At 74.6% G+C, this 22894-nt stretch carries 21 protein-coding genes; 11 read left to right on the top strand and 10 right to left on the bottom strand.

What is annotated here, in order from left to right; all coding sequences use genetic code 11:
• Window positions 1-32 precede the first annotated feature (32 nt).
• Both GA0070603_RS18925 and GA0070603_RS18920 read left to right on the top strand, forming a co-directional pair.
• Window positions 33-1187: a sensor histidine kinase gene (locus tag GA0070603_RS18925; RefSeq protein ID WP_091315815.1), complete on the top strand. Its 1155-nt coding sequence runs from the start codon at window positions 33-35 to the stop codon at window positions 1185-1187.
• On the top strand, window positions 1184-1831 hold the full coding sequence (locus GA0070603_RS18920; RefSeq protein WP_091322094.1) for a response regulator: 648 nt from the start codon (window positions 1184-1186) through the stop codon (window positions 1829-1831). Before GA0070603_RS18925 ends, GA0070603_RS18920 begins: the two co-directional genes overlap by 4 nt.
• A gap of 9 nt (window positions 1832-1840) precedes the next feature.
• Here the strand turns inward: GA0070603_RS18920 and GA0070603_RS18915 are convergent, their stop codons facing one another.
• The 7 genes from GA0070603_RS18915 to GA0070603_RS18885 form a co-directional block, all read right to left on the bottom strand.
• On the bottom strand, window positions 1841-2458 hold the full coding sequence (locus GA0070603_RS18915) for a DedA family protein (RefSeq protein WP_091315813.1): 618 nt from the start codon (window positions 2456-2458) through the stop codon (window positions 1841-1843).
• Between the two features lie 24 nt (window positions 2459-2482).
• Entirely contained in the window at window positions 2483-3733 is a 1251-nt protein-coding gene (locus GA0070603_RS18910; RefSeq protein WP_091315810.1) for an adenylosuccinate synthetase, read from the bottom strand.
• The gene (locus GA0070603_RS18905) at window positions 3730-4686 is read right to left on the bottom strand and encodes a hypothetical protein (protein ID WP_091315808.1); all 957 of its coding nucleotides are present in this window, start codon (window positions 4684-4686) and stop codon (window positions 3730-3732) included. Before GA0070603_RS18905 ends, GA0070603_RS18910 begins: the two co-directional genes overlap by 4 nt.
• A gap of 10 nt (window positions 4687-4696) precedes the next feature.
• Window positions 4697-5671, bottom strand: coding sequence for a protein kinase family protein (locus tag GA0070603_RS18900; protein ID WP_091315805.1), 975 nt, complete (start codon window positions 5669-5671; stop codon window positions 4697-4699).
• Window positions 5668-6420, bottom strand: coding sequence for an NUDIX hydrolase (locus tag GA0070603_RS18895; RefSeq protein ID WP_091315803.1), 753 nt, complete (start codon window positions 6418-6420; stop codon window positions 5668-5670). Before GA0070603_RS18895 ends, GA0070603_RS18900 begins: the two co-directional genes overlap by 4 nt.
• Window positions 6421-6506: 86 nt before the next feature.
• On the bottom strand, window positions 6507-7361 hold the full coding sequence (locus GA0070603_RS18890) for a MaoC/PaaZ C-terminal domain-containing protein (protein WP_244282731.1): 855 nt from the start codon (window positions 7359-7361) through the stop codon (window positions 6507-6509).
• Between the two features lie 323 nt (window positions 7362-7684).
• Window positions 7685-9043 (bottom strand): 3-oxoacyl-ACP reductase, encoded by a 1359-nt coding sequence (locus GA0070603_RS18885; protein WP_091315800.1) that lies wholly within the window; start codon window positions 9041-9043, stop codon window positions 7685-7687.
• 54 nt (window positions 9044-9097) lie between these two features.
• Here GA0070603_RS18885 and GA0070603_RS18880 point away from each other — a divergent pair, with 54 nt between their 5' ends.
• The 3 genes from GA0070603_RS18880 to purB all read left to right on the top strand — a co-directional run bounded on the left by GA0070603_RS18880 (window position 9098) and on the right by purB (window position 12267).
• Entirely contained in the window at window positions 9098-10390 is a 1293-nt protein-coding gene (locus tag GA0070603_RS18880) for an acetyl-CoA C-acetyltransferase (protein WP_091315797.1), read from the top strand.
• A gap of 145 nt (window positions 10391-10535) precedes the next feature.
• Window positions 10536-10787 carry a hypothetical protein gene (locus GA0070603_RS18875; RefSeq protein ID WP_091315793.1) on the top strand — a complete coding sequence of 84 codons (252 nt, stop codon included), beginning with the start codon at window positions 10536-10538 and terminating at the stop codon, window positions 10785-10787.
• 58 nt (window positions 10788-10845) lie between these two features.
• Entirely contained in the window at window positions 10846-12267 is a 1422-nt protein-coding gene (gene purB / locus GA0070603_RS18870; protein WP_091315790.1) for an adenylosuccinate lyase, read from the top strand.
• A gap of 6 nt (window positions 12268-12273) precedes the next feature.
• Here the strand turns inward: purB and GA0070603_RS18865 are convergent, their stop codons facing one another.
• Together GA0070603_RS18865 and GA0070603_RS18860 are read right to left on the bottom strand one after the other, a co-directional pair.
• Window positions 12274-12735, bottom strand: coding sequence for a YbjQ family protein (locus GA0070603_RS18865; RefSeq protein ID WP_208862912.1), 462 nt, complete (start codon window positions 12733-12735; stop codon window positions 12274-12276).
• A gap of 129 nt (window positions 12736-12864) precedes the next feature.
• Entirely contained in the window at window positions 12865-13548 is a 684-nt protein-coding gene (locus GA0070603_RS18860; RefSeq protein ID WP_091315786.1) for a S1 family peptidase, read from the bottom strand.
• A 470-nt stretch (window positions 13549-14018) separates the two neighbouring features.
• Between GA0070603_RS18860 and purS the strand changes: the two genes are divergently transcribed.
• From purS to GA0070603_RS18840, 4 genes are all read left to right on the top strand, one after another.
• On the top strand, window positions 14019-14282 hold the full coding sequence (purS, locus tag GA0070603_RS18855) for a phosphoribosylformylglycinamidine synthase subunit PurS (protein WP_091315782.1): 264 nt from the start codon (window positions 14019-14021) through the stop codon (window positions 14280-14282).
• The gene (gene purQ / locus GA0070603_RS18850; protein ID WP_091315779.1) at window positions 14279-14962 is read left to right on the top strand and encodes a phosphoribosylformylglycinamidine synthase subunit PurQ; all 684 of its coding nucleotides are present in this window, start codon (window positions 14279-14281) and stop codon (window positions 14960-14962) included. Before purS ends, purQ begins: the two co-directional genes overlap by 4 nt.
• Window positions 14963-15023: 61 nt before the next feature.
• Entirely contained in the window at window positions 15024-17774 is a 2751-nt protein-coding gene (purL, locus tag GA0070603_RS18845) for a phosphoribosylformylglycinamidine synthase subunit PurL (protein ID WP_244282557.1), read from the top strand.
• Window positions 17775-17784: 10 nt separating this feature from the next.
• Window positions 17785-18534 (top strand): 2-phosphosulfolactate phosphatase, encoded by a 750-nt coding sequence (locus tag GA0070603_RS18840; RefSeq protein WP_091322088.1) that lies wholly within the window; start codon window positions 17785-17787, stop codon window positions 18532-18534.
• Window positions 18535-18637: 103 nt separating this feature from the next.
• Here GA0070603_RS18840 and GA0070603_RS18835 read toward each other — a convergent pair whose 3' ends face one another.
• Complete coding sequence (locus GA0070603_RS18835; RefSeq protein ID WP_091322086.1) at window positions 18638-20680, bottom strand: carboxypeptidase-like regulatory domain-containing protein; 2043 nt, start codon at window positions 20678-20680, stop codon at window positions 18638-18640.
• Window positions 20681-20839: 159 nt separating this feature from the next.
• Between GA0070603_RS18835 and GA0070603_RS18830 the strand changes: the two genes are divergently transcribed.
• Both GA0070603_RS18830 and purF read left to right on the top strand, forming a co-directional pair.
• Complete coding sequence (locus GA0070603_RS18830; protein WP_091315775.1) at window positions 20840-21193, top strand: sterol carrier family protein; 354 nt, start codon at window positions 20840-20842, stop codon at window positions 21191-21193.
• A gap of 170 nt (window positions 21194-21363) precedes the next feature.
• Window positions 21364-22893, top strand: coding sequence for an amidophosphoribosyltransferase (gene purF / locus GA0070603_RS18825; RefSeq protein WP_091315771.1), 1530 nt, complete (start codon window positions 21364-21366; stop codon window positions 22891-22893).
• Window position 22894 lies beyond the last annotated feature (1 nt).

The following is a 22894-nucleotide window of genomic DNA, read 5'->3' as shown; positions in this document are numbered from 1 at the left end:
CGTCGCGCGCCCGCCCGGCCTAGGCTCGCCGGGTGACCACCCGCGCCGCCCTGCTGCGGCGGGCCGAGCGGCACACGCCGCTCCTGCTCGCCGGGCTCGTGGCGGCCGGCACCTGGGCGTCGGCGACCGGCGCGCTGGGCGTCCGCTCGCCGCTGCCCCGGCTGCTGGTGCTGGCCGTGGCGCTGGCCTCGGGCGCCGCCGCCGTCGCGGCCCGCCGCTGGCCGCTGGTCGTCGCGGCGGTGGTCGGCTGGGTCGTCCTGGCCGCCTGGCCGGCCGCCGTCCTGGCCTCGTGGCGCGCCGGCGTGGGGCTGCGCGGTCGCCGGCTCACCGGTCACCTGCTCGGCGCGGGACTCGTCGCCCTGGTCGGGGTGGTGGTCGGCGTCGCGGTCGGCGGCGAGCGCCGGCTGACCACCGCGACCGGCGCCAACGCCACGGCGCTCTTCGCCTGGGTGGTGGTGTTCCCGCTGCTCGCCGGCCTGTGGATCCAGGCGCGGCGGGACACCCTGGCCGCCCTCCGGGACCGCGCCGAGCGGCTGGAACGCGAGCAGGAGGCGCGGGCCGACCGGGTACGCGCCGAGGAGCGGGCCCGGATCGCCCGGGAGATGCACGACGTGGTGGCGCACCGTGTCTCGCTCATGGTGGTGCACGCCGGGGCGCTGGAGGTGACCGCCGCCGACACGGCCACCGTCGAGGCGGCCGCCCTGATCCGCTCCACCGGCCGGGCGGCCCTCACCGACCTGCGCGAGGTGCTCGGTGTGCTGCGCCAGCCGGCCGGCGGCGGCACCCCGCTGCCCGCCGCCGGGCTGGACGCCGTCGACGACCTCGTGGCGGACTCCCGCGCGGCCGGCCTCCGGGTGGACCGGCGGGACGAGGGGACGGCCGGGCCGGTGCCGGGCGCGGTGGCCCGGACCGTGCACCGGGTGGTGCAGGAGGGGCTGACGAACGTGCGCAAGCACGCCCCGGACGCGGCGGTCACCGTGCGCCTGCGGCACCTGCCCGACGGGATCGAGGTCGCCGTCCTGAACGGCCTGGCCACCCGGCCCGGCCCCGCCCTGCCCGGCGCGGGGCTCGGCCTCGTGGGGCTGCGCGAGCGGGTCGAACTGGCCGGCGGCCGCTTGTCGGCGGGTCCGACCGCCGACGGGGGATACCTGCTACGGGCGCTGGTGCCGGTCGAGGAGCTGCCATGATCCGTACCCTGATCGCCGACGACGAGCAGCTCGTCCGCGCCGGCCTGCGGCTGATCCTGGAGGCCGCGCCGGACATCGCGGTGGTCGGCGAGGCGGCCGACGGCGACGAGGCGCTGGCCGCCGCCGTCCGGCTGCGGCCCGACGTGGTGCTGCTCGACGTCCGCATGCCCGGCACCGACGGGCTGGCCGCCGCTCCGAGGATCGTCGCCGCGGGCCCCCGGGTCGTCATGCTGACCACCTTCGACCGGGACGAGTACGTGCACGGCGCGCTGCGCGCCGGCGCGGTCGGCTTCCTGCTCAAGGACACCCCGCCCCGGGAGCTCGCGGCAGCCGTGCGGACCGTCGCGGCCGGCAACGCCATGCTCGCCCCGACGGTGACCCGGCGGTTGATCAGCTCGTTCGCCGAACGCGGTCCGGCCCGGCGGGAGGCCGCCCGGCAGCGGCTGGCCCGGCTCACCGACCGGGAGGCGGCGATCGTCCGGGAGGTGGCCCGGGGCGACGCGAACGCCGACGTGGCCCGCCGGGTCGGCGCGAGCGAGGCGACCGTGAAGACGCACGTCAGCCGCGCGCTGGCCAAGCTCGGCGTGGCCAACCGGGTCCAGCTCGCCATCCTGGTCCACGACGCCGACCTGCTGGAGGAGTGAGAGCTCCGGTCAGCGGCGTGCGGTGGCGCGGGCGCGGGCGCGGCGGCGGGCCCAGCGGGCGGCCTCGAACAGGCCGGTGACCGCCACCGAGATGCCGACGCCGGCGAGAAGGCCCTGGATCGGGTTGTGCTCGAAGGCCAGCCCGCCGAAGTAGCCGAGCAGGCCGCAGTAGACGCCCCACGTCACGCAGGCCAGCGCGTCGTACATGAAGAAGGAGCGGAGCGGGTAGCGGACCGCGCCCATGGTCAGGGTGACGGCGGTCCGCCCGCCGGGCACGTACCGGGCGGTGGTCAGGATGATGCCGCCGCGCCGGTCGACCGCCCGCCGGGCCCACTCGGAACCCGCCCGGCGCCGGCTGTCGGCGGGCAGCCGGGCCAGCCGGTGCGCGCCCCCGCCGCGCCCGATGGCGTACGAGACGTGGTCGCCGACGAGCGCGCCGAACGCGGCGGCCACGATCACCCCGACCAGGTGCGGCTCCCCGCCGGCCGCGAAGACCCCGGCGGTGATCGCCACGGTCTCGCCGGGCACCGCGGGGAAGAACGCGTCGACAGCGGTGACCGCGATGATCACCAGGTACACCCACGGCGAGGTCACCGTCTGGTGCAGCAGGTCGACCACGTCCCCCATGCCCCCATGCTCGGTGGTGGGATGTCAGCGGGGAGTGGAAACGGCCCCAGCGAGGGCGGGCACCTTGTCCTCGGCGGTCGGGCCGTGCGAGGTGAGCAGCACGGGCGTGCCCAGCTCGGCCGCGACCGCCGCCGGCCAGTCGGTGGGCGCCTCGTCCAGGATCGGGCGGGCCCGGAGCAGCCGGGCGGTGAGCGCCGCCTGGCGGTCCAGGTCGCCGGCCGGGCCGGGGGCGAGCCGGTCGACGGTGTCGTAGCGGCGGCAGATGCGCAGGGCCGGGCCGGCCAGGTCCAGGTGGGTCAGGGCCAGCCCGTCCACCCCGCCCGCGGCGGCCAGGGCGTAGCGGTGGGCGACCGCGTCGAAGTGGCCGAACCGGAACCGACCCTGCCAGGGGTTCGTCGGGTTGCGCGGGTCGGCGAAGGGCAGCGCCGGGTCCTCGGTGACCAGCGGCCCGGGACCGTGCCGGGTCGTGGTCACCCGCAGCACGCCGAGCCGCTGCGCGCTGCCGGCCAGCCCGGCCTCGGCCAGCAGCGCCTCCGCGTTGGCGAAGGTGGTGGTGCTCCACGTGGTGTACGGGTGGAAGCCGTGCCACTCGTCCAGCAGCACCCCCTGGGCCCCCTCGAACACGCAGGTCCCCGCCCGCAGCACGCCCGCCAGGTACGCCCGGTCGACGATCGCCACCCGGTCGGCGAAGGCCGCGTACGCGGGCAGGCAGTCCTCGACCGGCGGGGCGTCCAGCGGGCCGAGTTCGGCGGTGAGCCGGTCCCGCAGCGCGGTGAGCCGGCGGCGCAGCACCGCCGGGTGGGCGCAGTCCGCCACCCGGGGCGCCTCGTCGGGGTGGGCGAGGCCGTACGCGACCGCCTCGCCCACCCCCAGCCCGCAGGAGCCGTGCCGGTCGGCTCCCCGGGCGATCTCCCGCGCCCGGTTGGCGGCCCGGTGGTACGGGGTGGCCAGCAGCGCCTCCCCGTCCACGGTCAGCCGGTCGAGCGCGTCGAACACCCCGACCGCCGTGAGGTGGTCGGCCTCGGCAGCCAGCGCCAGCGGGTCCACCACGACGTGCCGCGACAGGTGCGTACGGACCCCGGGGCGGAACGTCCCGGACCCGAACTGCGCGAACGTGTGGTGTCGCCCGTCGCGCAGCACGACGTTGTGCGCCGCCTGCGCGCCCCCGTTGAACCGGACGACCGTGTGCACGGGCCGGCTCGCGCAGAGCCAGTCGACGACGGTGCCCTTGCCGGCGTCGCCGTAGCCGAGGTCGACCACCATCACGTGGTTCACAGCCGGGTGACCCCGCTTCCGTCACTGGGGGCGAACGGCAGCGTGGCCACCGAACGCTGGCCGCCGTCCAGCCGGGCGAGCGCCCGGGAGACGGTCCGGCCCGCCGTCGACCCGGCCCGGTCCAGGTCACGTAGGCCGGCGTCCAGGTCGATGGCCTGCTCGCCGAGGCCGACGGTGAGCGCGATGGTCTCGCAGACCGCGTCCAGGTCGTCCAGCTCGACGGCGTGCTGGCCGAGCAGGTCGCGCCAGAAGTCGAGCACCTTGCGGCTGCCCGCGTACGCGCTGCCGGCCGGGAGGAGGTAGTAGGTGTCCCAGCGCCGGGTCACCTCGTCGACGATCTGCCGCAGCGGCACGTCCTCGCGCAGGTCGTCGCCGACGAGCCGGGCCACCTGCCGCCGGTCCACCCGGGGGTACGCCAGCTCGTCGCCGATGATGAACAGGTAGCCGCGCCGGCCCCGCTTCGTCCAGCTGTCGGTGACCGTGTGCCGGGCCATGAAGTACATCGCCAGCTCGTACGACTCGGTCATCTGGCCGCCACCGCCGCCCTCCAGCACGATCCGGCCGAGGTCGTCGTCCATCCGGTTGTCGGACTCGAACTGGCCGACCTGCAACGGCACCCGGTCGCAGGTGGCGTCGCCGATGGCGCCGAACATGATCTGCGGGTCGGGGGCGTACCCCTGGCGGAGCAGCAGGCCGAGCAGCTGTGGCAGCTTGCTCTGGAGCACCCGGGGCACGTGGCCCATCGAGCCGGTCACGTCGAAGAGCACCGCGATGGGCGTCGACCGCGGGTGCTCGGCCGAGTCGCGGCTCTCCCGGACGGCGCCGCGAGGGTCGAGCGCGGGGTGCACGGTCCGCGCCCCGCTGTCGCTGTACGAGAACGCGCTCGCGCCGGTGGCCCGCCGGTAGCGGTCGGCGGCGTCGTACACGTCGGTGGACCAGATTCCGCTGCCCATGGCAGCCTCCCTAGGGATTGAGGGTGAAGGGGCGGAAGGTGCGGGGGCCGAAGAGGCGGTCCAGCACCTCGTCGAGTTCGCCGAGCAGCCGCCAGGCGTCGTCGGGGCGGGCGGCCAGCTTCGGGCGCGTGCAGCCGGCCGCGAAGGCGCGCAGCTCGCGCGGGGCGCGGTCGGCCATGAGCCAGGTCATGCAGTGGGCGGCCATGGCCAGGTCGGTGCCCGGGCCGGCGGGCCGCCGGGCGGTCACCTCGGCCGGGTACCAGTCCTCGTGGCCGGGGACCAGCGCCGGGACGGTCGCGCCGGGTTCGGCGGAGAAGCACCAGTCGACCAGCACCACGCCGTGCGCGTCCGGCTCGATGAGCACGTGCCGGGGGAGCACCGCGCCGTGCACCACCCCGGCCCGGTGGGCCAGGCCGAGGGCGACCAGCAGCCGCCGCCACATCCAGGCCGCGTCGCGCGGGTCCAGCCCGTCCGGGTACGCCCGGCGCACCTCGTCGAGGCTGTGCAGCCCGGGTGCCGCGGCCACCACGTTGACCAGCCGTTCCGCGCCGGTCGCGGGGTCGCGGGCGGGCAGGTGGTCGACGAGCCGGGGCACGTACGGCAGGCGGCGCGGGTCGCCCCGCTCGGCGATCCGCCGCAGGGCGCGCGCCTCGCGGGCCATCAGGTCGTTGTCGACCGGGTTCCGGGGCAGCTTGAGCAGCCGGTCCCGCCCGACGTCGTAGAGGTCGGCCAGGTCCCCGACGTACGCGATCCGGCGCAACACGTAGTCGCCGAGTTCGGCCGCGCGGCCGCCCCGCCAGCGGGCGGTCACCGCCATGAGCGCGTCGGTGGCGGCGGCGCGTACCCCCGGGTCGACCGCGCCGAGCCGGTCGGGGTGCAGCGCCGTGACCAGCTCGCGGTAGCGGCGGGCCGGCGCGGCGGTGCCGAACAGGTCGGCGTCGCCGCGCGCCGTGGCGACCAGCCGGATGGCGTCCTCGGTCCTCACCGCACCGTCTCCTCCCGGGCGGGGCGCAGCAGCGCTGGGTGGAGCAGCCTGGCGTCGCCGGCCCGGTAGAGCTTGGCCCGGGGGCCGCCGCGCGCGCCGCCGCGCTCGGTGCTGGCGCCGGTGCTCTCCACGAAGCCGGGCACCGAGAGCACCTTGCGGTGGAAGTTGCCGGCGTGCAGCGGGTGCCCCCACACCGTCTCGTAGACGGCCCGCAACTCGGTGATGGTGAACTCGGGCTCCAGGAAGCGGGTGGCCAGCGGGGTGTACTCCAGTTTGGACCGGGCCCGCTCCAACCCGTCGTCGATGATCCGGCCGTGGTCGAAGGCGAGCTGCCGGGTGGTCAGGGCGGTGACCGGCAGCCAGATCGCGTCGTCGGCGTCGGTGTCGGCCACCGGGTCGGGCAGGTCGGGGGCGAAGGCCAGGTGGGCGACCGAGACGACGCGCATCCGGGGGTCGCGGTCGGGCGCGCCGTAGGTGGCGAGCTGCTCCAGGTGGACCCGACGCAGCCGCTCGCCGCCGAGGCCGGTCTCCTCGGCCAGCTCGCGCCGGGCGCCGGCGGCCAGGTCCTCGTCGGGGCGGACGAAACCGCCGGGCAGCGCCCAGTGCCCCGCGTAGGGCGGGGCGGCCCGGCGGATCAGCAGCAGGTGCAGCGCGCCCTCGCGGATGGTCAGCGCCACCACGTCGACGGTGACTGCCACCGCCGGGTAGTCCCGGGGGTCGTACGCGGCGAGGAAGTCCTGCTCGTTCACGTCGCCTCGTCTCTCTCATCCTGAGAACAACTCAACCTGAGAACAACTTAGCGCACGAAAGAGGGAACGCCAAGCCCCCTCTTTCCTCAGCGGACGGTGCCCACCAGGTGCGGCCGCCCCTGCCGCGCGTCGTGCAGCGCGAAGTCCCAGCCCCCGCCGGCGCCGGAGGCGCTGAAGGCCACCGTGGACGGCAACGGCACCGGCAGCTTGAACGCCACCTCCACCGTGTACGCCTCCGGCAGCCGGCTCTCCAGCGCCGCCAGGCAGCGGGCCTTGCTCCACATGCCGTGGGCGATCGGGCGCGGGAAGCCGAACAGCCGCGCGCCCAGCTTCGAGGTGTGGATCGGGTTGTGGTCGCCGGAGACCCGGGCGTAGTCCGTCCCCACCCGCGGGGTCACCCGCCACTGGGCCGAGGCGGCCGGCGGGGTCGGGCGGTCACCCCGGTCCGGCCGCGGGCCGCCGCCCGCCCCGCGCTCCTTCCCGAGGTACGTCGAGACGCCCCGCCAGACCTCCTCGCCGCCGACCGAGCCGACAAGCACCACGTCGAGCTGCCGGCCCCGCTCGTGCGGGCGCAGGTTCTCGGCGTACGTGCGGAAGTCCACCGTCTCGCCCACCTCGACCGGCCGGTGCACGGTGATCCGGTTCGCCACGTGCACCACGCCGGTCAGCGGGATGGGGAACTCCGGCGCGGTCATCAGCCGCAGCGAGAGCGGAAAGCCCAGCACGTGCAGGTACGTCGCCGGCAGCCGGTCAGCCAGCCGGAACCCGCAGACCCGGTCGTAGTCGGCCAGGTGCGCCGGGTCGACCGGCACCCCGGTGACGCCCAGTTCCACGGCCGGCACGTCCGGCCGCCGCCGGCCACCCATGCCGGGCAGCGCGCCCAGCAGGGCCCGCCGGTAGAGCGCCCCCGGCGCGGGCAGCCGGGGCAGGTCGATGCGCAGGCGACCCTCCGGCCCGGTGCGCTCCGGTGCGGTAAGCGTGGCCGCCCCGCCCGCCGCGACCGCCGCGGCGGCGCCGGACAGGTCCCGGGTGCGGTCGCCGGCCGGCGCATCCTGGGTGAGATCGTCAGCCAGCGCGGACAGGTCCTGCGTGCGGTCCCCGGCCAGCGCGGACAGGTCCTGGGTCGCCTCGACCGGCGGCTCCGGGGCACCGCGCGCCGCGAGTGCCGCCCGGGCCGAGGTGAGGTCCTGGGTCGGGCCCTCGATCAGCTCGTGCACCGACAGCTCCTCGGCCGGCTCCTCCGGCCGCTGCTTCCGCCGCGCCATCACGCCCCCAGCAGGCTCTGGCCGCAGACGCGGACCACGTTGCCGCTGACCGCGCCGCTCGCCGGCCAGGACAGCCAGCCGATCGTCTCGGCCACGTCCACCGGCAGGCCGCCCTGGGCCATGCTGTTCATCCGCCGGCCCGCCTCGCGGATCATCAGCGGGATCCGGGCGGTCAGCCGGGTCTCGATGAAGCCGGGCGCGACCGCGTTGAGGCTGATGCCCCGCTCGCGCAGCACCGGGGAGAGGGAGTCGACCAGGCCGATCACCCCGGCCTTGCTTGTCGCGTAGTTGGTCTGGCCCCGGTTGCCGGCGATGCCCGCGATCGAGGAGACCGAGACGATCCGGCCGCCGGCCGGGATCAGGTCGCGCTCCAGCAGCACGTCGTTGATCCGCTCCTGGCTGGAGAGGTTCACGTCGATCACCGAGTCCCAGCGGTCGGCGTCCATCCGGCCCAGCGTCTTGTCCCGGGTGATGCCGGCGTTGTGCACCACCACGTCGACCCGGCCGTGCCGGCTCGCGAGGTGCTGGGCCAGGCGGGTCGGGGCGTCCGGCGCGGTCAGGTCGAGCTGCACGGCGCTGCCGCCCACCTCGTTGGCGACCGCGGCCAGCTCGTCCCCGGCGGCCGGGATGTCCAGCGCGACGACAGTGGCGCCGTCCCGGGCGAGCACCCGGGCCAGCGCCGCGCCGATGCCGCGGGCCGCCCCGGTGACCAGGACGACCTGACCGTCCAGCGGCCGGTCCCAGTCGGCCGGCGCGGTGGCGGTCCCCGCGCCGACCCGGATCACCTGACCCGAGACGTACGCGGACCGGCCGCTGAGGAGGAAGCGCAGGGTGGACTCCAGGCTGACCGGGGTGCCCGCGTCGCCGTCCTTCGTGACGTACACGAGCTGGGCGGTCACGCCCCGGCCGAACTCCTTGCCGATGCTGCGGGTCAGCCCCTCCAGTGCGCGCTGGGCGGTCGCCTCGCGGGGCGAGCCGCACTCGGCCGGCGGGGTGCCCAGCACGATCACCCGGCCGCTGGGCAGCAGCGCCCGGGCCTGGGGGTGGAAGAAGTCGTAGAGCTGGCGCAGCTCGGTGGAGTCCGTGATGCCGGTGGCGTCGTACACCAGGGCCGCGAAGCGGGCGGTGGCGTCGGTGGCGGCGGCCGGGTCGACCAGCTCGACCCCGGCGGCGGTCAGGACCTTGCCCACCGGCTCGGCGAGCCGGCCGCCGGTCGAGGAGCCGAGCAGGACCGGCCCGGGAACCAGCGGGTCGCCCGGCGTGTGCCGGCGCAGGCGAGGCGGGTCGGGCAGCCCGAGGCGCTTGACCAGCGTGCGGCCGGCCCCCGTTTGGACGAAGCTCGCGTACCTGTCGGTCATAGGCGTAGCCTACTGGCGAGTAGGGTTCGGGCAACAGCTTCGAGGAGGCCGATCGTGCAGAGTGTCCGGCGGGTCGCGGTGATCGGCGGCAACCGCATCCCCTTCGCCCGGTCCAACTCGCGCTACGCGCACGCGTCCAACGCGGACATGCTCGGCGCGGCGCTGGACGGGCTCGTCGCCCGGTTCGGGCTGGCCGGGCAGCGGGTCGGCGAGGTGGTGGCCGGCGCCGTGCTGAAGCACTCCCGGGACTTCAACCTCACCCGCGAGGTCGTGCTCGGCTCGCGCCTCGACCCGCACACCCCGGCGTACGACATCCAGCAGGCCTGCGGCACCGGGCTGGAGGCCGCCATCCTGGTCGCCAACAAGATCGCGCTCGGGCAGATCGAGGTCGGCATCGCCGGCGGCGTCGACACCACCTCCGACGCGCCGCTGGCCGTCAACGAGGACCTGCGCCGCACCCTGATCCAGCTCAACTCCGCCCGCACGCTCGGCGAGCGCCTGAAGGTCGCCGCGAAGCTCCGCCCGCTCCAGCCGTTCAAGCCGGAGATTCCGCGCAACGCCGAGCCGCGTACCGGGCTGTCGATGGGCGACCACGCCGCGAAGACGGCACTGCGCTGGAACGTCGACCGGCAAGCCCAGGACGAGTTGGCGCTCCGCTCGCACCAGCGGCTCGCCGCCGCGTACGAGAAGGGGTTCTTCGACGACCTGATGACCCCTTACCTGGGGCTCACCCGTGACCAGAACCTCCGCCCGGACACCAGCCTGGAGAAGCTCGGCTCGCTCAAGCCGGTCTTCGGCACCAAGGGGCCGGACGCCGCGCAGGCCACCATGACGGCCGGCAACTCCTCCCCGCTCACCGACGGCGCGTCGACAGTGCTGCTGGCCTCGGAGGAGTGGGCGCGCGAGCACCACCTGCCGGTGCTTGCCTGGTTCTCCTGGTCGGAGACGGCGGCGGTCGACTTCGTGCACGGCGACGAGGGGCTGCTCATGGCCCCCGCGTACGCGGTGCCCCGGATGCTGGCCCGCGCCGGGCTGACCCTCCAGGACTTCGACTACTACGAGATCCACGAGGCGTTCGCCTCGCAGGTGCTGGCCACCCTGGCCGCCTGGGAGTCGCCGGAGTTCTGCAAGGAGCGCCTCGGTCTGGACGCGCCGCTCGGCTCGATCGACCGGGAGAAGCTCAACGTCAACGGCTCCTCGCTGGCCGCCGGGCACCCGTTCGCGGCCACCGGCGGCCGGATCGTGGCGACCCTGGCCAAGCTGCTCGACCAGAAGGGGAGCGGGCGTGGCCTGATCTCCATCTGCGCGGCCGGTGGCCAGGGTGTGACGGCGATCCTGGAGCGCTGACCCCGAATCGACCGACGTCCGCACCTGTCGCACCTGAGCGTCCGTCGGCGCGCGACGGTTCCACTCCCGTCGCGTGGTTTGCCCGGCCCGTCAGGGGTACGCAGGTCGCGCTCAGCCCGGCGGTTCGACGGACAGGAGGTCGGGTGTGGATCGGCACCAGGTACGCGGGGCCCTGCTGGCGGCGGGACTGTCGCCGGACGCCTTCGAGCTGGAGGGCGTGCACGAGCACGTGCCGGTCCCGGCCGACTTCTGGTTCCTCCGCCACGCACCAGGCGGTGGCTGGGAGATCGGCCTGTACGAGCGCGGGGTGCACGACGTCCGCCAGCGCTTCGACACCGAGGAGGACGCCTGCGCCGGGCTCTACCACGCCCTCACCGGCCGGCCCGCCCCGCCCTGATGAGGGCCGGGCTCGGGGCGACCGGAGCCCTGGTCGGCGGGTGCGAAAGAATGGGACCGTGACGATCCCGAACGTGCTCGCCAACCGGTACGCCTCGCCCGAGCTGGTCGCCCTCTGGTCGCCGGAGGAGAAGGTACGCATGGAGCGGCGGCTCTGGCTCGCCGTGCTGAAGGCCCAGCGGGACCTCGGCGTGCCGGTGCCGGACGGGGTGGTCGAGGCGTACGAGCGGGTGGTCGACGACGTGGACCTGGCCTCGATCGCCGAGCGCGAGCGGGTCACCCGGCACGACGTGAAGGCCCGGATCGAGGAGTTCAGCGCGCTCGCCGGCCACGAGCACGTGCACAAGGGGATGACCTCCCGGGACCTCACCGAGAACGTCGAGCAGCTCCAGGTCCGGGCCTCGCTGGAGCTGATCCGGGACCGGGTGGTCGCCACCCTGGCCCGGCTGGCCTGGCACGCCCACGAATATTCGGGCCTCGTGATGACCGGCCGGTCGCACAACGTCGCCGCGCAGGCCACGACGCTGGGCAAGCGCTTCGCCTCGGCGGCCGAGGAGCTGCTGATCGCGTACGAGCGGTTGACGGACCTGATCGAGCGCTACCCGCTGCGCGGCGTCAAGGGGCCGGTGGGCACCGCCGCCGACCAGCTCGACCTCTTCGACGGCGACGCCGACAAGGTGGCCGAGCTGGAGCGCCGGGTCGCCGGGCACCTGGGCTTCGCGCGGGTGCTGGACAGCGTCGGTCAGGTCTACCCGCGGTCGCTGGACTTCGACGTGCTTTCCGCGCTGGCCCAGGTCGCGGCAGCGCCGTCGTCGCTGGCCACCACCATCCGGCTGATGGTGGGGCAGGAGCTGGTCACCGAGGGCTTCAAGCCCGGCCAGGTGGGCTCCAGCGCGATGCCGCACAAGATGAACACCCGCTCGTCGGAGCGGGTGAACGGCTTCGCCGTCATCATCCGGGGCTACCTGTCGATGGTCGGCGAGCTGGCCGGCGACCAGTGGAACGAGGGCGACGTCTCCTGCTCGGTGGTCCGCCGGGTGGCCCTGCCGGACGCCTTCTTCGCCGCCGACGGGCTGTTCCAGACGTTCCTCACCGTGCTCGACGAGTTCGGCCCGTACCCGGCGGTGATCAACCGGGAGCTGGAGCGCTTCCTGCCCTTCCTGGCCACCACCAAGATCCTGGTCGCGGCGGTCCGCCGCGGCGTCGGCCGGGAGGTCGCGCACGAGGTGATCAAGGAGCACGCGGTCGCTGTGGCGCTGGCCATGCGGGAGAAGGGCGCCGCCGAGAACGACCTCTTCGACCGCCTCGCCGCCGACGGCCGGCTCGGCCTGACCCGGGCGGAGATCGACGCCCTGGTCGCCGACCGCAACGCCTTCGTGGGTGCCGCCGGAGCCCAGGTCGACCGGGTGACGGCCCGCATCACCAGGATTGTCGAAGCCCACCCCGAGGCCGCCGCCTACTCGCCCCCGCCCATCCTCTGACCACGGTCAGGAGCCGGGGGTGGGGGTTTCGCCGGCGGTCCTGAGGTTGGGGGCGCTGGCCGGTTCGGCGATGCCGCCGGGCGCGGTGGCGATCTCCGGCTCGTGGGCGGTCTCGGCCGCGATCATCGGCTGGTCCGGCGGCATGACGTCGGGCGTCTTGGGTACGACGATCACCGCTGTCCCGTACGCGCAGATCTCCATCCACATCTCGCCGCAGTCCCGGCTGTCGAAGCGCATGCCGATCACGGCGTTCGCGCCGAGCCGCATGGCCTCCTCGCCGAGCCGGGCCACCGAGTCGGTACGCCAGCGGGTGAGGTTGTCCGGCGCCATCGGGTCGTAGGCGCCACCGCGCAGGTTCTTCACCCCCTCGCGGTAGGGGTTGCGCGTCCTCGCCATCGAGGAGACCACTTCGCCGAGGATCTGGCGGATCTCGTAGCCGGGCAGTTGATCCGTCGTCACGACCAGCACGGTTCCGATGCTGTCAGCCGCGGGGCGGCCCGTTCGTGAGCCGTGTTCACCTGATCGGATGCTGCAAAACGGCGCGGCGCGGACGGGCGGGGTGCCACCGGCCCATCCGCGCCGCACCGGCGCTAACCGTCAGACACCGGCCACCGAGGTGATCCAGGACCGGTTGTACGCGACACTGCCGTAGTTCTGGATGCTGTAGCCGTCGGCCGTGGAGGCGACGCCGACCTGGCGGCCGTTGTAGAACTGCGGGCCGCCCGAGTCGCCCCGCCAGGCGTTGCCGTTGATCCGGGTGCTGCGGATCGCCTGGCCGCCGTACGCGTCGGTGGCGTTGGTGCTGGTCACCTGCACGCTGGCGGTCTTGAGCTGGGGCGACGCGCCGCAGCCGCTGTAGCAGGTCATGCCCCAGCCGTAGATCGAGTTGGTCGAGCCGACCGGCGGGTTGCTGCTCGCCAGCGTCACCGTGGAGGTGCTGACCGCGCTGGACAGGCGCAGCAGGGCCAGGTCGTAGCGGGTGTAGGAGGCGCTGACGGTGCGGGTGACCCCGCCGGAGGCGTAGTAGACGCTGCCGACCCGGACCGACATCGAGCCGCTGACGCAGTGCCGGGCGGTGAGCACCCACTGGGAGGCGATGACGCTGCCGGAGCAGGTGAACGAGCCGTTGCTGAACACCGCGGCGGCCCACGGGGCGGACGAGACGGTGCCGCCACCGATGATCGGCTGCGGACCGGCCGGTGCGGCGGCGGCGCCGGACGCGGTGGCGAGCACGCCGGCGAGGGCGGTGGTCAGCACGGCGAGCAGGGGACGGAGGCGCATGTCGGGGACTCCTTCTGCGGAGGGAACGCCCGGGGTCGCCGGGCCGGGGTGACCCGACCGGGGCGGGGTGGACCCGGTGGGCCGGTCGATGAACTCATCGACGCTTGGCGATGAATGCTAAGGGTCGGCTGATGTTCGTCACAAGGGGCCGATCGAAATCGGTGGATCGAGCGGCCGCCTGTGCGGGGGCCGGGACGCCGTCTGTCGGAAACCGGTCGCGCCGCCCGGGGCGTACGGCAAAATGCCTGGTGAGGGGCCTGTCGACGCGAGCCGGCGGTCGCGCCGGGCAACAAATTCGTATCGACGCCGCAACGAACTCGCATCGGCCTTCCGTCACGGTGGCCGGTCACGCCGATCACTGCCTGACCCGGCCCCGGCCGGTGCGGGCGGGACCGTATCTGCCAGGTAGGCTGGCTGCGCTCGCCCGTTGTGGGCCGGCACCCAACTGCGTACACAGTCAGGAGTGCCCCGTGCCTCGCGTCGTCGTCGACGTCATGCTCAAGCCCGAGATCCTCGATCCTCAGGGCCAGGCCGTCGCAAACGCGCTGCCCCGGCTCGGCGTCAGCGACGTCGCCTCGGTCCGGATCGGCAGGCGGATCGAGATCGAGTTCACCGGTGAACCGGACCTGGACCGGGCCCGGGAGATCGCCGACAAGCTGCTCGCCAACCCGGTCATCGAGGACTTCACCGTCCACCTGGTCGAGGCCGACGAGACCGCGGACGCGCGCTCGTGACCGCCCGGGTCGGTGTGGTGACGTTCCCCGGCTCGCTCGACGACGGCGACGCCGCCCGGGCCGTCCGGATCGCCGGCGCCGAACCGGTCCGGCTCTGGCACGGCGACCCGGACCTGCACGGCGTCGACGCCGTCGTCCTGCCTGGTGGCTTCTCCTACGGCGACTACCTGCGCTGCGGCGCGATCGCCCGGTTCGCTCCCGTGATGGGGACGATCGTCGACGCCGCCCGCGGCGGCCTGCCGGTGCTCGGCATCTGCAACGGCTTCCAGATCCTCTGCGAGGCCCACCTGCTGCCCGGCGCGCTCACCCGCAACCAGCACCTGCACTTCCGCAACCGCGACCAGGTCCTCCGGATCGAGGCCGTCGGCACCGCCTGGACCAACGCGTTCCAGCCCGGCCAGGAGGTGCTCATCCCGGTCAAGAACGGCGAGGGCTGCTACGTCGCCGACCCGGCGACGCTGGACCGGCTGGAGGCCGAGGGCCGCGTCGTCGCCCGCTACGTCGGCGGCAACCCCAACGGATCGCAGCGCGACATCGCCGCGATCACCAACGAGGCCGGCAACGTCGTCGGCATCATGCCGCACCCCGAGCACGCGGTGGAGGCGCTCACCGGCCCCTCCCTGGACGGCCTCGGCTTCTTCACCTCGGTGCTGAAGCACCTGGTGGGGGCCCCGGCGTGACCGTCGGGATCATCGGTCGGCCCACCCGCCGCCACGGCGGCGAGCGCAGCGAGGAGAGGTCATGACCACCCATCCGGACCCGGCCCTGCGGGAGACGCCGGGCGTGGTGCCGCAGGCCGGCCCGTCCGAGGACTGGGCGCCCGGCGTGGACACCGTGCCCCGGGCCGCCGGCACCCCAGAGGAGCTCCAGCCGTACGCCGAGCTGGGCCTCCGCGACGACGAGTACGACCGGATCCGGCACATCCTCGGCCGCCGACCCACCCAGTCCGAGCTGGCCATGTACTCGATCATGTGGAGCGAGCACTGCTCCTACAAGTCGAGCAAGGTGCACCTGCGCCAGTTCGGTGAGAAGGCGCCGCCGAGCGACCGGCTGCTGGCCGGCATCGGCGAGAACGCCGGCGTGGTCCAGGTCTCCGACGAGCTGGCGGTGACCTTCAAGGTCGAGTCGCACAACCACCCGAGCTTCGTCGAGCCGTACCAGGGCGCGGCGACCGGTGTCGGCGGCATCGTCCGGGACATCCTCGCCATGGGCGCCCGCCCGGTCGCCGTCATGGACCCGCTGCGCTTCGGCGCGGCCGACCACCCGGACACCGCCCGGGTGCTGCCCGGCGTGGTGGCCGGCGTCGGCGGCTACGGCAACTGCCTCGGCCTGCCCAACATCGGCGGCGAGGTGGTCTTCGACCCCTGCTACCAGGGCAACCCGCTGGTCAACGCGCTCTGCCTCGGCGTGCTGCCGGTCGACCGGCTCCAGAAGAAGGACGCCACCGGCCCCGGCAACATCGTCGTGCTGATGGGCGCGAAGACCGGCCGGGACGGCATCGGCGGCGTGTCGGTGCTGGCCAGCGCCACCTTCGACGAGGGCAGCGAGCAGCGCCGCCCGTCCGTGCAGGTGGGCGACCCGTTCATGGAGAAGCTGCTCATCGAGGCGTGCCTGGAGCTGTACGACGCCGAGCTGGTCGTCGGCATCCAGGACCTCGGCGGCGCCGGCCTGACCTGCGCGCTCACCGAGACCGCCGCCTCCGCCGGCACCGGCATGCGGGTCTGGCTGGAGCGGGTGCCGCTCCGCGAGCCCTCGATGGAGCCGCACGAGATCCTGGCCAGCGAGTCCCAGGAGCGGATGCTGCTGGTCGTCTCGCCGGACAAGCTGGACGCGGTGCTCAAGACCGCCGAGAAGTGGGGCGTCTGGGCCACCGCCATCGGCGAGGTCACCGCGCCGTCGCCGGACGGCCAGCCGGGCCGGCTGGTCATCACCTGGCGCGACCAGCTCGTGGTGGACGTGCCGCCGGGCTCGCTCGTCGACGACGGGCCGGTCTACGCCCGCCCGATGCGCGAGCCGGCCGACCTGATCCTGCTCCAGGCCGACCGGGCCGAGACCCTGCCGCGGCCCAGCAACCCGGACGCGCTCCGCGAGACCGTGCTCCGCATGATCGGCTCGCCGAACCTGGCCGACAAGACCTGGGTCACCGAGCAGTACGACCGGTACGTGCTGGGCAACACCGTGCTCGCCCAGCCGGAGGACTCCGGCGTGATCCGGATCGACGAGCGGACCGGCCTCGGCGTCGCCCTCTCCGTCGACGGCAACGGCCGGTACGCGCGCCTCGACCCGTACCACGGGACGAAGCTCGCGCTGGCCGAGGCGTACCGGAACGTGGCGGTGACCGGCGCGAAGCCGATCGCCGTGACCAACTGTCTCAACTTCGGCTCGCCTGAGGACCCGGGCGTGATGTGGCAGTTCGCCGAGGCCGTGCGCGGCCTGGCGGACGGCTGCCTGGAGCTGGGCATCCCGGTGACCGGCGGCAACGTCAGCTTCTACAACCAGACCGGTGCGGCGGCCATCCACCCGACCCCCGTGGTCGGCGTGCTGGGCGTGCTGGACAACGTGGCGGACCGGGTGCCGATGGGCTTCGTGCCCCGGCCGGCCGGTGACCACGACCAGCTCTTCCTGCTCGGTGAGACGCACGTCGAGCTCTCCGGCTCGGAGTGGGCCTGGGTCACCCACGAGCACCTGGGCGGCATCCCGCCGCAGGTCGACCTGGCCCGCGAGCGGCAGCTCGCCGAGCTGCTCGCCGAGGCGGCCCGGGTCGGGCACCTGAGTTCCGCGCACGACCTCTCCGACGGTGGTCTCGCCCAGAGCCTGGTCGAGTCCAGCCTGCGGCGCGGGGTCGGCGCCCGGGTCGTGCTGCCGGAGCACTTCGCCGGCGGCTCGATGCCGTTCGTCTTCCTGTTCAGCGAGTCCGCCGGCCGCGTGCTGGTGTCGGTGCCGCGCGGCCACGAGAAGGCGTTCACCGCCCTCTGCGCCGAGCGCGGGGTGCCGTGGGAGTTCATCGGGGTCACCGACCCGGCCGGCGGCGCCCTGGAGGTGCACGGCCAGTTCCGGATCGGCCTCGACGAGCTGCGCGAGGCGCACACCGCCACCCTGCCGCGCCTCTTCGGCGGCGCGGGGGCGGCGCAGGTGGAGGTGGAGGCCACCCGCACCGGGACCACCACCGTCCTGCCGGCCACCGCCGAGCAGCCGGTCGGTGTCGACCCGGCCGAGGTCGACGCCGAGCCCATCGCGCGGGCCGGCTCCGCTCCCGCGGAGACCGAGGCCGAGACGGCCGCTCCCGTGGCGGTGGCGGACGCTCCGGCGGCCGACAGCACGGCGACGGACGAGGCTCCGGCCGACGAGGCTGCGGCCGACGAGGCTCCGGCGGAGGTCCCCGACGCCGCGACCGACGGTGCCGGCGACGCTCCCGAGGCGGCGTCCGGCCCGGAGGGCACCGCGACGGCTGCCGGTGACGACGACCAGCGCCCCGCGCCGGATCAGCGCTGAGGCGCTGGCCTTGGCCGTCTTCGCCCAACCCGGCGCCGGCGCCCGGTTCGACTGGGGGCTGAGCGGGGCCGCGGAGCTCGGCCGGGTCTGCGCCGCTCTGGTGGTGGTGGACGTGCTCTCGTTCACCACCGCCGTGGAGGTGGCGGTCAGCCGCGGCATGCGGGTGCACCCGTTCCCGTGGGGCGAGCAGGCCGCCGACTACGCCCGCCGGGTCGGCGCCGTCGCCGCTGTCGGCCGCCGCAAGACGACCCCGGAACACCCGTGGTCGCTGTCGCCGGCGGCGCTGCGGGCCGCGCCGGTCGTCGCCGACCTGGTGCTGCCGTCCCCGAACGGCTCGGCCATCAGCGCCGCCGCGAGCGCCACGGGCGTGCCGGTGGTCGCGGCCTGCCTGCGCAACGCGCCCGCCGTCGGGCGCTGGCTCCGCGCCCAGGGGTACGGCTCGACCGACGCCCCGATCGGCGTGGTGGCCGCCGGTGAGCGCTGGCCGGACGGGTCGCTGCGCCCCGGCGTGGAGGACCAGCTCGGGGCGGCCAGCGTGCTGGACGCCCTGTCCGGGGTGCCCGGCGGGCTCTCCGTGGAGGCGGCCATGGCCCTGGCCGCCCTGGCCAGCACGCCCGACGTGCCGGCAGCGGTCCGCGGCTGCGTCTCCGGCCGGGAACTCATCGAGGGTGGCTTCGCCCGGGACGTGGACGTCGCCGTCGAGGTCGGCGTCTCCGACGTGGTGCCGGTGCTGCGCCAGGGCTACTTCGCCCCCGCCTGACTCGGCCCGCTCCCCGTCCACCAACCGCTACGCGAAGTGGCCGCCCGGCTCAGCCGGGCGGCCACTCTCGTCGTGCTCGATCGGGGCGCTCGCGCCCCCGCGGTCAGTCGTCCAGCCAGTCCAGGCGGCGGCCGCCGCGGTCCTGCGCGTCGGGTCGGCCCCGGCCCGCCTCGGCCGGGTCGGCGTAGTAGCCACCCTGGTCGTAGCCCTGGTTGTCGTAGCCACCGCCGCGCTGCTGCGGCGGCTGCTCCTGGCCGTAGCCGCCGGGCTGGCCGTAGCCACCCTGCTGGGACTGGCCGTAACCGTCGCCGCCGCCGTAGCCGCCGCGCTTGTCGTAACCGTCGTAGCCGCCCTGCTGGCCGCCCTCGTAGCCGGCCTGGCGCCCGTCGTAGCCGCCGGTCTGGCCGCCGTCGTAGCCGCCCTGCTGGCCGCCGTCGTAGCCACCGGCTGGCGCCCTGTCGTAGCCGCCCTGCTGGCTGCCGCCGTAGCCGCCCGCCGGACCGTTGTCGTAGCCGCCCGCCGGTGCGCCGTAGCCGCCACCGGAGCCGTAGCCGTTGCCGCCCTGCTCCGGGCCGCGGCCGTACTGGCCCCCCTGACCGGGCTGGTCGTAGCCCCGGCCCTGGTCCGGCTGGTAGGTGCTGGTCGGGTACGGGTCGGCCGGCGGCGCGTACTGGGTGCTGTCGCCGGTGTAGCGGCCGGTGGGCTCGTCGTAGCGCTCGCCGCCGTAGCCGCCGCCCTGTGCGGGCGGGTAACCGCCGGCGCCGGCGCCGTAGTCCCGGCTCCCGTAACCGCCACCCGAGGACGGGGCGGTGCCGTAGCCGCCGCCCGAGGACGGTGCGGCGCCGTAGCCGTTGTCGGCGCCGTAGCCGCCCTGGCCGGGAGCGCCGTCGCCGTAGCCGTTGCCGGCCCAGCCGGCCTGACCGGCACCGGCCCCGGCGCCGTAGCCCGGGCCGGGAGGGGCGCCGTAGGGGTCCGGCGGCACGTCGTCGACGACCGGGCGGTGCATCATGGTCGGCGCGTCGCTCAGCGAGGTGCCACCGACCATTGTCGGCGCCGCACCGGCGCCCATGCCGTTGACCACCCGGGTCTGGTCGTCCGCGCCCCGGTAGGCGCCCCGGGCGCCCGGCACCGCGCCGGCCGCTCCGGCCGGGCCACCGGGGCCGGTGGGCCCGTGCGGGCCGTCCCCGTCACCGTCGCCGTCCTCGTTCTTGCGCCGCATGTAGAGCAGCACGATGGTGCCCACACCGACGGCGACGAAGAGGCCGCCGAGCAGGATGAGCAGCCACGAGCCGAAGCCGCCGGAGTCCTCGTTGGCGGCCGGCTGCTGGGCGGCGGGCTGCTCGCTGGCCGGTTCGTCGGTCGCCTCGTCGGTCGCCTCGTCGCTCGGCAGGGCCTCCTCGCTCGCGGACGGGGTGGCGCTGGGGCTGGCCTCGACCTTGAGCGGAACGCTGATCCGCAGGCCGGTCACGGACTGACCGGCCGCCGCGTCGATCGACTTCGTACCGGGTTCGGCGCCGTCCTTGGAGGCGCCCAGGTCGATCCGGCCCGGCGCGATGGGGTCCGAGTCGGAGCCGGTGAAGCGGAAGTTGCCGCTGCTGTCCGTGTTGGTCCGGCGCTGGTTGTTCCGGCTGTCCCGGAGCATGACCAGTGCGCCCGCGATCGGCTCGCCGTTGGCCGAGATGACGACCTTGCCGGAGACCGACTTGACCGTCTGCGGGGCTGGCGGAGCCTTGGCGACGAGGGTCACCGTCACCGTGGCCGACTGCTCCTGCTTGTTGGGCCCGTTGGAGTCCGTCGCCTTGATCGTGATCGTGGCGGAGCCGTTCGGCGCGTCGGAGGCAGCCCGGAACGTGGCGTCGAAGGTGCCGTTCTGATCCACCCGACCGCGTGAGCAGCCGTCGACGCAGTTCAGCTTCGGGTTGCTGGAGGTGACCGAGACGTCGGCGGCGGAGAGCGGGTCCGTGAAGTTGAGGGTGTAGGTCACCTTGACGGAGCCGCCCGCCTCGACGGAGTTCGGTGAGGCGGACACGTTGCTGATGTTGGGCGCCGCCAGGGCGGGTGTGGCGGGGACGGCGAGCAGCGCGCCGAAGACCAGCGCTACGACCACACCGGCCCGCTGCTTCCAGGCACGTCGGTGTGTTGACACGTCCACCGCCTTCCGGGTCTGATCTCCCCGCCGGCCGGTCCGGCCAGGGTGATCACTCACGGTACGAATACGCCGTCGGCAACTATGCCTTGTCTGACCGGATCATCTCTACCCAGGGCCAGCGTCGAGCGGGATGCTGCCGGGTCGTATCGTCCCGTCGTGTCCTCTCCGCACACTTATTCGGCCGCGGTCGCGGCAACGTTGACGGCGCTGGATGAGGGGCGTAGGCCCGAACGGCCGGTGTTCCGGGAGGCGGTCCGTACGCTCTTGGCCGTCCTCGCGGAGCGCGCCCCCGGCCGATCGGTGGAGGTGCGGGTTCCACCCTACGGTGCCGTGCAGTGCGTGGCGGGGCCGCGACACACCCGCGGAACGCCCCCGAACGTGGTGGAAATGGACCCGAAGACCTGGCTGGAGGTGGCCACGGGCCGCCTCGGCTGGGCGGAGGCGGTCACCGAGGGTCGCGTACGCGTGTCCGGCATCCGGGCGGATCTTTCCGAGCACCTGCCGCTGTAGCTGCGGTGACGCGCGCCCACCGGTCACGCTGTGCGGGCGGATCGTGACTGTCGGTATCGTCGGCTGTTCGCGTACACTATGAGGCGACCACGGTCCCCGGCCCACCGTGCGGAGCTTGCCCCCCGACCTCCGCCAGGCCAGTCCAGACCCCAGCATTGAGGGAGCGGCAGGTGCCCCGAGGCGATGGCCGGCTGAGCCACGACCTTGACCCCCAGCGACCCGGCCCCCAGGACGCGTGCGGCGTCTTCGGCGTCTGGGCGCCCGGGGAGGAGGTCGCCAACCTGACCTACTTCGGGCTCTACGCCCTCCAGCACCGCGGCCAGGAGGCCGCGGGCATCGCGGTGAGCGACGGTTCCGGGGTCGTGGTCTACAAGGACCTCGGCCTGGTCGCCCAGGTCTTCGACGAGCCGACGCTGGCCAGCCTGCGCGGGCACGTGGCGATCGGGCACGCGCGCTACTCGACCACGGGCGGTTCGACCTGGGAGAACGCCCAGCCGACCATCCGGGCCACCAGCGCCGGCACCACCATCGCGCTGGCCCACAACGGCAACCTGGTCAACACCGCCGACCTCCAGCGCGAGGTGGCCGAGCGGGGTGTCGACTCCGACGGCTCGACCAACGACACCTCGCTGGTCACCATGCTGCTGGCCAGCCGACCCGACCTCTCCGTCGAGGCGGCCGCCCTGGAGGTGCTGCCCCAGCTGCGCGGCGCGTTCAGCTTCGTCTTCATGGACGAGTCGACCCTCTACGCGGCCCGCGACCCGCACGGCGTCCGCCCGTTGGTTCTCGGCCGGCTGGAGCGCGGCTGGGTGGTGGCGAGCGAGACCGCCGCGCTGGACATCGTCGGCGCGAGCGTGGTCCGCGAGGTGGAGCCGGGCGAGCTGATCGCCATCGACGAGGACGGGCTGCGGTCGAGCCGGTTCGCCGCCCCGGAGCCCAAGGGCTGCCTCTTCGAGTACGTGTACATCGCCCGCCCGGACGCCACCATCGCCGGGCGGAACGTGCACTCCGCCCGGGTGCAGATCGGTCGCCAGCTCGCCCGGGAGCACCCGGTCGAGGCCGACCTGGTCATCCCGGTGCCGGAGTCCGGCACCCCGGCCGCGATCGGCTACGCCGAGGAGTCCGGCATCACCTACGGCCAGGGCCTCATGAAGAACCCGTACGTCGGGCGCACCTTCATCCAGCCCTCGCAGACCCTCCGCCAGCTCGGCATCCGGCTCAAGCTCAACCCGCTGCGGGAGAACGTCCGCGGCAAGCGCCTGGTGGTCGTGGACGACTCGATCGTGCGGGGCAACACCCAGCGGGCCATCGTGCGGATGCTGCGCGAGGCGGGGGCGCTGGAGGTCCACGTCCGGATCTCGTCGCCGCCGGTCCGCTGGCCCTGCTTCTACGGGATCGACTTCGCCACCCGGGCCGAGCTGCTGGCCAACGGGCTGGACAACGAGGGCATCCGCCGGTCGATCGGGGCCGACACGCTGGGCTACGTATCGCTCCCCGGCCTGATCGCCGCGACGGAGCAGCCGAAGACCCGGCTCTGCCGGGCGTGCTTCGACGGGGAATACCCGATCGAGCTGCCGGCCGGGAACCTGATCGGCAAGCACGTGCTCGAAGGAGTGGGCCGCCGGGTCGCCGCCGAGGCGTCCGAGCCCGCCGCCGCAACCACCGCCGCGCTCGTCGCCACGCCGAGCAACCGCCCGTAGC

It is taken from the genome of Micromonospora chersina (assembly GCF_900091475.1).
Taxonomy (GTDB): Bacteria; Actinomycetota; Actinomycetes; order Mycobacteriales; family Micromonosporaceae; genus Micromonospora; species Micromonospora chersina.
This window is presented reverse-complemented; position numbering and strand designations above follow the sequence as displayed.

Excerpts from the sequence above, each read along its gene's own strand:
- GA0070603_RS18920 (WP_091322094.1), top strand. The coding sequence starts at position 1,184 with ATGATCCGTACCCTGATCGCCGACGACGAGCAGCTCGTCCGCGCCGGC.
- GA0070603_RS18915 (WP_091315813.1), bottom strand. The coding sequence starts at position 2,458 with ATGGGGGACGTGGTCGACCTGCTGCACCAGACGGTGACCTCGCCGTGG.
- GA0070603_RS18905 (WP_091315808.1), bottom strand. The coding sequence starts at position 4,686 with ATGGGCAGCGGAATCTGGTCCACCGACGTGTACGACGCCGCCGACCGC.
- GA0070603_RS18885 (WP_091315800.1), bottom strand. The coding sequence starts at position 9,043 with ATGACCGACAGGTACGCGAGCTTCGTCCAAACGGGGGCCGGCCGCACG.
- GA0070603_RS18860 (WP_091315786.1), bottom strand. The coding sequence starts at position 13,548 with ATGCGCCTCCGTCCCCTGCTCGCCGTGCTGACCACCGCCCTCGCCGGC.
- purL (WP_244282557.1), top strand. The coding sequence starts at position 15,024 with ATGACCACCCATCCGGACCCGGCCCTGCGGGAGACGCCGGGCGTGGTG.